This window comes from Streptomyces sp. (assembly GCF_036566765.1).
Lineage (GTDB): Bacteria > Actinomycetota > Actinomycetes > Streptomycetales > Streptomycetaceae > Streptomyces.
The window spans coordinates 1-10,366 of record NZ_DATCVQ010000288.1 but is presented as its reverse complement, the minus strand read 5'-3'; the positions used below and the strand labels follow the sequence as shown (position 1 = coordinate 10,366).

Below are 10,366 nucleotides of genomic sequence, written 5' to 3'. Positions count from 1 at the left end.
CTCGAGGGTGGTGTAGTTCTTGAAGATCACACCACCGTTCTTCGCCTTGTTCGGGCCCTTGTAGTCGTCGTTGCGGACGATCTTGATCTGCTTCTTGTGGTCCCAGCTGTCGAACTTGTAGGGACCGTTGCCGACCGGCTTCTCGCCCGCGGCCTTGGTGTCCTTGTAGAAGGACGCCGGCAGCGGCGCGAAGACGATGTAGGCGAGCTTGTGACCGAAGGCCGGCGTGGCCTTGGTGAGCTCGATCTTGAAGGTGCTGTCGTCGACGACGGTCAGACCATCGAGCTTGTCGGCGGTCGCCTTGGCGCCCTCCGCGTCGGGGTGGACCTTGTCGTAGCCCTTGATGTCGGCGAACCAGGACGCGAGGCCCATGGCGTTGCCGATGTTGGCGTTCCAGTTCCACGCGTCCACGTAGGACTTGGCGGTCACCGGGGTGCCGTCGTGGAAGTTCCAGCCCTTCTTGAGCTTGACGGTCCACGTCTTCGAGTCGGTGGTCTCCACCGACTCGGCGTTGATCATCTCCAGGGAGCCGTCGTCCTTGTAGTCGACCAGGGTCGAGAACAGGCCGGACATGACGATGGAGCCGTTGGACTCCATGGTGTCTCCGGTGTGGAGGAGCTTCTCCGGCTCGCCCACCTCCATGGAGAAGATGCCGTTCGGGTCAACTTCGCCCTTGGCGTCGCTGCCACTGCCGCTGCCCCCGCCACAGGCGGTCGCTGCCAGGGCGACGACAATCGCGCCCACTACCCACTTGGCGCTCTTGGCACCGCGCATGGGTTCCTCCTCATGAGTCCACTTGTCGCTACATGAGGGGTACTTGCAGGCTCGCCGACACCCCTGACGGCGAAATCCCTTGTACCCCGAGTGTGCTCGTGAGTCGGCACTCCCCACAGTGCGTGACCCATTGACCCGAGCTCAATGGAGCCAACTATTAAGTACGTCAGGGCTGTAAACCACACTTAAGTGGTCTCGTTTTGGCAACATCAGGATGGGCCATGAGACTGAAATCTGGACAAAGCGAGCACAGACAGACACCCCCGAAACGGACCGTTAACACACGTTCCGGAGAGCGACGACCGATATCCGGACACCGTGCAGGGGTAATCGATTTGACGAAAGGCCCGGGCCCCCACAGTGTCTGCGGGGGCCCGGGCCCTACGTCTGACGCGAAGTCAGTCAGCTGTGACGCACGTCACCTTGGCGAGTACGGCCAGGTCAGCCGTTCTTCGCGCGGGAGGCGGTGCGGCCGCGCTCCTTCTGGTCCAGGACGACCTTGCGGATGCGCACGGCCTCCGGGGTGACCTCGACGCACTCGTCGTCGCGGCAGAACTCCAGGGACTGCTCCAGGGAGAGCTTGCGCGGCGGCACGATCGCCTCGAAGGAGTCGGCCGAGGAGGAGCGCATGTTGGTGAGCTTCTTCTCCTTGGTGATGTTCACGTCCATGTCGTCCGAGCGCGAGTTCTCGCCGACGATCATGCCCTCGTACACCTCGGTGCCGGGGTCGGTGAACAGGACGCCGCGCTCCTGGAGGTTGGTCATCGCGAAGGCGGTGACCGCGCCCGCGCGGTCGGCGACCAGCGAACCGTTGTTACGGGTCGTCAGCGTGCCGAACCACGGCTCGTGGCCCTCGTGGATCGAGTGGGCGATGCCCGTGCCGCGGGTGTTGGTCAGGAACTCCGTACGGAAGCCGATGAGGCCACGGGACGGAACGACGAACTCCATGCGGACCCAGCCGGAGCCGTGGTTCGACATGTTGTCCATGCGGCCCTTGCGGATGCCCATGAGCTGCGTGACCGCACCCATGTGCTCCTCGGGCACGTCGACCGTCAGACGCTCGACGGGCTCGTGGATCTTGCCGTCGACCTCCTTGGTGACGACCTGCGGCTTGCCGATGGTCAGCTCGAAGCCCTCGCGGCGCATCTGCTCGACCAGGATGGCGAGCGCGAGCTCACCACGGCCCTGGACCTCCCAGGCGTCGGGACGCTCGGTGTCGAGGACGCGGAGCGAGACGTTGCCGACGAGCTCGCGGTCCAGACGGTCCTTGACCTGGCGGGCGGTGACCTTGCGGTCCTTGACCGCGGACTTCGCCTCCGCGCCCTTGCCCGTGCCACCGCGGCCGACGAGCGGCGAGGTGTTGGTGCCGATGGTCATGGAGATGGCCGGCTGGTCGACCGTGATCAGCGGCAGCGCGATCGGGTTCTCCGGGTCGGCCAGGGTCTCGCCGATCATGATGTCGGGGATACCGGCGACGGCGCAGATGTCACCGGGGCCGGCGACCTCGGCCGGCTTGCGGGTAAGCGCCTCGGTCATCATCAGCTCGGTGATGCGGACGTTCGAGATCGAACCGTCCCGCTTGATCCACGCGACCGTCTGGCCCTTGCGCAGCTCGCCCTGCTCGACACGGAGCAGCGCGATACGGCCGAGGAAGTTGTCGGCGTCGAGGTTGGTGACGTGGGCCTGAAGCGGCGCGTCCTCGTCGTACGCCGGAGCCGGGACGTGCTCCAGGATGGTGGAGAAGAACGGCTCCAGGCTGTCGCTGTCGGCCGGGACGGTGCCGTCCTCCGGCTTGGTCAGCGAGGCGATGCCGTCACGGCCGCAGGCGTAGACGATCGGGAACTCGATCTGGTCCTCGTCCGCGTCCAGGTCGAGGAAGAGGTCGTAGGTCTCGTTGACGACCTCGTCGATCCGGGAGTCCGGGCGGTCCGTCTTGTTGATGCAGAGGATGACGGGCATCCGGGCCTGCAGCGCCTTGCGGAGCACGAAGCGGGTCTGCGGCAGCGGGCCCTCGGAGGCGTCGACGAGCAGGACGACCGCGTCGACCATCGACAGACCGCGCTCGACCTCACCGCCGAAGTCGGCGTGGCCGGGGGTGTCGATGATGTTGATCGTGATCGGGGCCCCGCCGTCCTTGGGGTGATACTTCACCGCCGTGTTCTTGGCGAGGATCGTGATGCCCTTCTCACGCTCCAGGTCGTTCGAGTCCATCATGCGGTCGTCGAGGTGCTGGTGGGCGGCGAAGGCGCCGGCCTGCTTGAGCATGGCGTCGACGATGGTCGTCTTGCCGTGGTCGACGTGGGCGACGATGGCGACGTTACGGATGTCGTGGCGCGTGGGCATGAGTGGCTTGCGCTTCTCTCGGATCGTGGGTCAGGCGTCGGAGAGAGTCTCGGTCCTCGTACGCCCGCCGGGCGGGGACGCGCCACGGCTTCTCCCATGGTACGGGGCCGCCGCCGCAAGGGCTTCCCGGGCCGGAGTGAAGAGCGGCCGAAGCGGGAGAAGAGAAGGGGAGAACAAGCCATGTCCCGGCCTGGGGCAGGCCGGGATGTGTGCGCTATGTCGCTGTGGGGTGGTGGTACACCCGGGTCAAGGGGTACCGGCGATCCTGCCCGCCGGGCGAGCCGGCGGGCAAGGGACTTGAGCCGATTCTGAGCTTGCGCAAGACCGATTCTTCCGTGGTGACCAGCTAGTTCCTCGCACCCTTGGAGGATTCGGTCTTCTTCCACCCGATGTCCTGGTACCGCGGGGCGGCGAAGCCGAAGGCGCCCGCGTTCACCAGCTCGTGACGCGCGGCGACCAGCTGGGGGCGCTGGTAGAGCGGGATGGAGCCGGCGGCGGCCCAGATCCGGGCGTCGGCCTGCTTGACCAGCGCGCGGGCCTCCTCCTCGTCCAGCTCGGAGACCGCCTGATCGAACAGTTGATCGATTCGATCGGTGCCGACCCTGGAGTAGTTCTGCTCGACGAGCAGCGAGCCGTCCGACGCGGGCTCCGGCTTGGCGAAGATCGGTCTGGCGTCGGTGGCCGGGAAGGCGGAGGCGGGCCAGGAGTAGAGGGCCAGGTCGTAGTCGCCGGCGGCCACGTGGTCCTTGAAGAAGCTGTCGTCCGCGACCTTGGTGATCTCGGTGCGGATGCCGACCGCGTCGAGCATCTGGACGATCTTGTCCCCGACCTGGCGCAGCGACTCCGAGCCGGGCCCGGAGGGCAGGACGAAGCGGAGCGTGAGCGGCTTGCCGTCCTTGCCGAGCGGCCCGCCCTCGGCGGCGCCGCCCGCCGGGGCGGGAGCCGCGGTGCCGCGCGGGGCGTAGGCCCCGGCCACGGCGTCCTGGTCGCCGGTGAGGGAACTCGCCGAGCCGAGGGCCGCGGCCTGCTCCAGTACGGCCACGCCCTGGGTCGCGGCTCCGGGCGCGGGCGCGAGCACATGCGTGCCGCTCTCGGTCCCGTGCGGCTCGGCCTTGCCGTCCTGGCCGGCGGCCGGGGGCCGGGGGGCGGCGCCCTCGGCCGGGACGCGGCCGCCGGGGAGCACCGTGCCGGGCGGGATCTCGCCGGGCTTGTCGTCGCCGACGATGTACAGGCCCTCGTCGGAGGCTGCGTCGCCGCCGGTGTTCTTCTCCGAGGCCTTCTTCTCGGACTCCTTCTTCTCGCCGGCCTTCTTCTCGGCTGCCTTCTTCTCGGACGCGTCCTGCCGCTCCGACCCGGCGCCCGCCTTCGTCCCGCCCGGCTTCTTGTTCGCGCCGCCGGGCACCCAGCCGGCGTCCGCGAGCAGCGCCCGGGCCTCCTGGGCGTTCTGCTCGCCGAGCGCGTTGCTGCTGTCGGCGTACGCGGCCTGCCCGGCCAGGGCGAGGTGGCTGCCGGGCGGCTTCGCGGGCAGGCCCAGCGGGGACAGCACGATCTCGGCCAGTTCCCGGCGGTCCAGGGCGCGGGCCACGGCCCGGCGCACCCGCTCGTCGGCGAGCGGCCCGGACTCCCCGTTCAGGGAGAGCTGGGTGTAGGCGGGCTCCAGGGACTTGCGGACCCGGTACCGCCGCAGCGCGTCCTGCTCGGCCGCGTACACGGCGATGGCCTCCTGGTTCTTCTGCCGCGCGGCCCGGACCAGCTCGGCCTGCTCCTCGTCGGAGCCGTACGCCAGCGCCCAGGACTTCAGGGCCGCGGAGGGGGTCATGGCCGCTCCGGGGCCGTGGGCCGTCGGCGGGCCGGCCGCCCCCTCCTCCCGTACCGCGAGGGTGATGCGGTCCGCCACGGGGCGGTCGATCTCGGCCAGGTCCACGCTGCCCTTGGTGAGCGCCGCGGCCCGCTGGTCGCGCGGGACCGCGGCGAGGACCAGCGCGTCCAGCTTCGCCGGCTGCCCCCACCAGTGAGGGTTGCGGTCCAGGGTGATCGCGCCCGTCTTCCGGTCGAGCGCCTTGAGGCGGAACGGTCCTGCGGTCGCCTTGAGGGCGCCGCGCGCGCCCTCGTTGAAGGCGGCCGGGGAGCCCATCACGTCCTTCGGGTAGAGCGGGCTGAACAGGGACTGCCAGTCGGCGTACGGCTTGCCGAAGGTGACCCGCACCTCCAGGTCGCTCGCGCCCTTCTCGATCTTCTCGATGCGCTCGTACCCGGCGTTACGGGCGGTCCAGTACGCGGTGTCCCGGCCGTTCAGCGCCCGCCACTGGGCCACGAAGTCCGGCGCCCCGATCTCCCGGCCGTCGCTCCAGACCGCCTGCTGGTTGAGCTTGTAGAGCACCACCTGCTTGGGCTCGCGCTCGACGATCTGCGCGGACTCCAGATAGTCCGGGTTGAGCGCCGGCCGGCCGCGCCCGTCGAGCGTGTAGAGCGAGGGCAGGACGGCGCCGGCGACCCGTGAGGTCGCACCGTCGGCGTCGGCCTGGAAGGCGTTGAGGGTGGTGGGCATCGCGTCCACGGCCCAGCGCACGGTGCCGCCGTCGGCGACCTTGTCGCGGACGGCCGGCACGAGGTCCGGGGCGGCGAGCGGGACCCCGCCGTCGCTCGTGCCGGAACTGCATCCGGTGAGCAGGGAGACCGCGAGCACGCCGCCGGAGACCAGCGCGACGGAGCGGAGGGTGCGGAAGCGGGGGCTGCGGGAGCCCGGCCTCCCACGAAGAGCGGCGCCGACCTGGGACATGGCTTGTACCTCTTCGTCCTGTTTGGTGGAATTTGGAGATGATCACACCTAATGCCCATACACTGAAGAGGACGGAACGCGCCCGGTGACAGCGACACGGCGGGACGGCCCGCGAACCCCACCCGTGCGGCGCAACGGCCGCCACCCGTCGAGTGGAATCCCCGCACACGACTTCCCAACCGGTGATGTGACGCGCGACACTGCCAGGCGCGTGTTGGCCGCCCGCGACCGCGGAAGTGAGGGCTACCCATGTCCCTGCAGGACGAGCTGAACGCCGTACGGCGCAGCCTGGACGAACTCAATCGCAAGGTTCAGGAACTGGAGCAGAGGGCCGCCGGCAAGTCGCCGGAGAGCGCCCGGTCCGCGCCGGCGGACTCGTCCGGCATGGTCACCATCCCGGACACGCCGTACGACGGCGCGCTGTGGACGGACAGCGACGACGAAGGTCTGGGCGCCCGGGACCGGCACGCGCCCTGACGGCCCCGGCGGCACGGTAAGCCCCCCAACGCAGGCCCACCCCTAGGAGACCCCGTTGGCAACAGGCACCGAACCACCACCACCCCACCTCGCGCCGGGCCGCGGTGTCCACGACGCCTCACGCGCCGCCATCGCCGCCCGGCACCTCCGTACCGACCGCTGGTGGCTGGCGCCCGCCGCCACCGCCGCCGGACTGCTCGCCTTCGTCGTGTACTCGACCTGGCGGGCCTTCGCCAACGCCGACTACTACGCGGCGCCCTACGTATCGCCGTTCTACTCGCCCTGTCTGGCGGAGAACTGCGTGCCCATGAAGGGCGGCCCCAACTGGGAGATCTTCGGCAGTTGGTGGGGCCTGTCGCCCGCGCTGCTGATCCTGATCTTCCCGCTCGGATTCCGGCTGACCTGCTACTACTACCGCAAGGCCTACTACCGGGGCTTCTGGGCCTCTCCCCCGGCCTGTGCGGTCGCCGAGCCGCACGGCGGCTACTCCGGCGAGACCCGCTTCCCGCTGATCCTGCAGAACCTGCACCGGTACTTCTTCTACGCCGCGCTGCCGGTCGCCGGGATCCTCACGTACGACACCGTGCTCGCCTTCCGCGATGAGGAGTACGAGTGGGGCCACGCCGGCCTCGGCACCGTTGTCTTCCTCGTCAACATCGTGCTGATCTGGGCGTACACGCTCTCCTGCCACTCCTGCCGGCACATCGTCGGCGGCCGGCTGCGGCACTTCTCGAAGCATCCCGTGCGGTACCGGTTCTGGAGTCTGGTCGGGAAGCTGAACGCACGTCACATGCAGCTCGCCTGGGCCTCGCTGCTCAGCGTCGGGCTCGCCGATCTCTACGTGTACCTGCTCGCCACCGGCGCCTTCGACGACCCGAGGATCTTCTGACATGGCCCAAGTCGACCGACAGCAATGGGACGTCGTGGTGGTGGGCGCGGGGGGCGCCGGGCTGCGCGCCGCGATAGAGGCGCGCGAGCGAGGCGCCCGTACCGCCGTGATCTGCAAGTCCCTGTTCGGCAAGGCGCACACGGTGATGGCGGAGGGCGGAATCGCCGCCTCCATGGCCAACGTCAACGCCCACGACACCTGGCAGGTCCACTTCCGCGACACGATGCGCGGCGGCAAGTTCCTCAACCAGTGGCGGATGGCCGAGCTGCACGCGAAGGAGGCGCCGGACCGGGTCTGGGAGCTGGAGACCTGGGGCGCGCTGTTCGACCGCACCCCGGACGGGCGGATCTCCCAGCGCAACTTCGGCGGGCACGAGTACCCCCGGCTCGCGCACGTCGGCGACCGGACCGGCCTCGAACTGATCCGCACCCTTCAGCAGCGGATCGTCGCGCTGCAGCAGAAGGACTTCGCGGAGACCGGCGACCACGAGTCGGGGCTGAAGATCTTCCAGGAGTGCACGGTCACTCGCATCTTGAAGGACGACGCCGGGCGGGTCGCCGGGACGTTCTGCTACGAGCGGGAGACCGGGCGGTTCTTCGTCCTGGAGGCCCCTGCCGTGGTGCTGGCCACCGGCGGGATCGGCAAGTCCTTCAAGGTGACCTCGAACTCGTGGGAGTACACCGGCGACGGGCACGCCCTCGCGCTGCTGGCCGGGGCCCCGCTGCTGAACATGGAGTTCGTGCAGTTCCACCCGACCGGCATGGTCTGGCCGCCGTCGGTGAAGGGGATCCTCGTCACCGAGTCGGTGCGCGGCGACGGCGGGGTGCTGCGGAACTCGGACGGCAAGCGGTTCATGTTCGACTACATCCCGGACGTCTTCAAGGAGAAGTACGCGGAGTCGGAGGAGGAGGGCGACCGCTGGTACGAGGACCCGGACAACAACCGGCGGCCGCCCGAGCTGCTGCCCCGTGACGAGGTGGCGCGGGCCATCAACGCCGAGGTGAAGGAGGGGCGGGGCTCCCCGCACGGCGGGGTGTTCCTCGACGTCTCGACCCGGATGCCGGCCGAGGTGATCCGGCGCCGACTGCCCTCCATGTACCACCAGTTCAAGGAGCTGGCGGACGTGGACATCACGGCCGAGGCGATGGAGGTCGGGCCGACCTGCCACTACGTGATGGGCGGCATCGCCGTCGAGTCGGACACGGCCGCCGCGGTCGGCGTGCCGGGGCTGTACGCGGCCGGCGAGGTCGCCGGCGGGATGCACGGCTCGAACCGGCTGGGCGGCAACTCCCTGTCGGACCTGCTGGTCTTCGGGCGGCGGGCTGGCCTGCACGCGGCGGAGCACGCGGCGGCGTCCGACGCACGGCCCGAGGCGACGGCGGCCGAGGTCGACGCGGCGGCGGCGGAGGCGCTGGCGCCGTTCGGGCCGGAGACGTCCGAGGAGGGCCCGATCGAGAACCCGTACGCGCTGCACCAGGAGCTCCAGCAGACGATGAACGACCTGGTCGGCATCATCCGGCGGGAGGGCGAGATGGCCGAGGCGCTGTCACGCCTTGCCGGGCTGCGGCAGCGGGCGCGGCGGATCGGGGTCGAGGGCCACCGGCAGTTCAACCCCGGCTGGCACCTGGCCCTGGACCTGCGGAACATGCTGCTGGTCAGCGAGTGCGTGGCCCGGGCGGCCCTTGAGCGGACGGAGAGCCGGGGCGGGCACACCCGGGAGGACCATCCCGCGATGGACCGGGAGTGGCGCGCGGTGAACCTGCTGTGCCACGCGTCGAAGGACGGGGACGGGGTGCGCCTGGAGCGGGTGACCACCGAGCCCGTCCGCCCGGACCTGCTCGCGCTGTTCGAGAAGGACGAGCTGGTCAAGTACCTCGCCGAGGAGGAGCTGTCGTGACCACCTATGACGCGCACTTCCGGGTGTGGCGGGGCGACGCCGAGGGCGGGGAGCTGAAGGACTTCACCGTCGCGGTGCACGACGGCGAGGTGGTCCTCGACATCGTGCACCGGCTGCAGGCCACCCAGACGCCGGATCTCGCGGTGCGCTGGAACTGCAAGGCGGGCAAGTGCGGTTCGTGCTCCGCGGAGATCAACGGGCGGCCTCGGCTGCTGTGCATGACCCGGATGTCGGTGTTCGCCCGCGACGAGACCGTCACGATCACACCGTTGCGGGCCTTCCCGGTGGTCCGGGACCTGGTGACGGACGTGTCCTTCAACTACGCGAAGGCCCGGGAGATCCCGTCCTTCGTGCCGCCGGCCGGGCTGGGGCCCGGGGAGTACCGGATGGCACAGGAGGACGTGGAGCGCTCGCAGGAGTTCCGCAAGTGCATCGAGTGCTTCCTGTGCCAGGACACCTGCCATGTGGTGCGCGACCACGAGGAGAACAAGCCCGCGTTCGCCGGACCGCGCTTCCTGATGCGGGTGGCGGAACTGGACATGCATCCCCTGGACGCGGCGGAGGAGACCGGCCTGGACCGCCGACGGACGGCCCAGGAGGAGCACGGACTGGGCTACTGCAACATCACCAAGTGCTGCACGGAGGTGTGTCCGGAGCAGATCAAGATCACCGACAATGCCCTGATCCCGCTCAAGGAACGGGCCGTGGACAGCAAGTACGACCCGCTGGTGTGGCTGGGCAGCAAGATCCGGCGCCGGGGGAAGTGACGACCGCTCCCGCGCGCCGCCGGACTGCCGCGGTCCGGCCTGTCAGCTCGGGGCGGCGGCCGCGGCGGCCGCCGCCGCGGCGCGCGCCTCGCCCTTGCGCTGCGCCGACTTGGCGTACAGGGCGGTCCACAGCGCGAGGGCGCCGAGCACGCCGTAGATCAGGATCGGGCTGAGGACCACCATGGTGTCGGTGCTGAGCGCGTAGGCCAGCGCGATCCGGACCACGGCCTCCACGCAGTACGCCACGCCCCAGACCGCCGTCATGGTCCGCATGGTGGTGCGGAAGCCCTCGAACTGCCACATGCCGTTCCACCAGGCGGTACTGGCCGCGGTGCCGTCGGTGGCGAACTTGCGGCCGAAGTAGAACATCAGCGGGCGCGGCGCCAGCAGCGTGGCCAGGCACGACAGCCCGAACAGCCCGGTGACGGCGGAGTCCTTGA

At 69.9% G+C, this 10,366-nt stretch carries 8 protein-coding genes; 4 read left to right on the top strand and 4 right to left on the bottom strand.

Annotated features, from left to right (window positions below; all coding sequences use genetic code 11):
- The 3 genes from VIU94_RS16310 to VIU94_RS16300 all read right to left on the bottom strand — a co-directional run.
- Positions 1-774 (bottom strand): peptide ABC transporter substrate-binding protein (locus VIU94_RS16310; protein ID WP_331912090.1); only part of this gene is annotated, 774 nt, incomplete at its 3' end.
- A 441-nt stretch (positions 775-1,215) separates the two neighbouring features.
- A complete protein-coding gene (gene typA, locus VIU94_RS16305; protein WP_331912088.1) occupies positions 1,216-3,117 on the bottom strand; it encodes a translational GTPase TypA in 1,902 nt (633 codons plus the stop codon).
- 346 nt (positions 3,118-3,463) lie between these two features.
- Entirely contained in the window at positions 3,464-5,896 is a 2,433-nt protein-coding gene (locus VIU94_RS16300) for an ABC transporter family substrate-binding protein (protein ID WP_331912086.1), read from the bottom strand.
- A gap of 249 nt (positions 5,897-6,145) precedes the next feature.
- Between VIU94_RS16300 and VIU94_RS16295 the strand changes: the two genes are divergently transcribed.
- From VIU94_RS16295 to VIU94_RS16280, 4 genes are read left to right on the top strand one after another with little or no spacing between them, the layout of a single operon-like run.
- Positions 6,146-6,373, top strand: coding sequence for an Rv0250c family protein (locus VIU94_RS16295; RefSeq protein WP_331912084.1), 228 nt, complete (start codon positions 6,146-6,148; stop codon positions 6,371-6,373).
- 55 nt (positions 6,374-6,428) lie between these two features.
- A complete protein-coding gene (sdhC, locus tag VIU94_RS16290; protein WP_331912082.1) occupies positions 6,429-7,262 on the top strand; it encodes a succinate dehydrogenase subunit SdhC in 834 nt (277 codons plus the stop codon).
- 1 nt (position 7,263) lies between these two features.
- Entirely contained in the window at positions 7,264-9,159 is a 1,896-nt protein-coding gene (locus VIU94_RS16285) for a fumarate reductase/succinate dehydrogenase flavoprotein subunit (RefSeq protein ID WP_331912080.1), read from the top strand.
- Positions 9,156-9,926: a succinate dehydrogenase/fumarate reductase iron-sulfur subunit gene (locus VIU94_RS16280; RefSeq protein ID WP_331912078.1), complete on the top strand. Its 771-nt coding sequence runs from the start codon at positions 9,156-9,158 to the stop codon at positions 9,924-9,926. Before VIU94_RS16285 ends, VIU94_RS16280 begins: the two co-directional genes overlap by 4 nt.
- Before the next feature lie 42 nt (positions 9,927-9,968).
- Here the strand turns inward: VIU94_RS16280 and VIU94_RS16275 are convergent.
- On the bottom strand, positions 9,969-10,366 hold a 398-nt coding region (locus VIU94_RS16275; RefSeq protein WP_331912076.1), incomplete at its 5' end, for a VC0807 family protein.

Excerpts from the sequence above, each read along its gene's own strand:
- typA (WP_331912088.1), bottom strand. The coding sequence starts at position 3,117 with ATGCCCACGCGCCACGACATCCGTAACGTCGCCATCGTCGCCCACGTC.
- VIU94_RS16300 (WP_331912086.1), bottom strand. The coding sequence starts at position 5,896 with ATGTCCCAGGTCGGCGCCGCTCTTCGTGGGAGGCCGGGCTCCCGCAGC.
- VIU94_RS16285 (WP_331912080.1), top strand. The coding sequence starts at position 7,264 with ATGGCCCAAGTCGACCGACAGCAATGGGACGTCGTGGTGGTGGGCGCG.
- VIU94_RS16295 (WP_331912084.1), top strand. The coding sequence starts at position 6,146 with ATGTCCCTGCAGGACGAGCTGAACGCCGTACGGCGCAGCCTGGACGAA.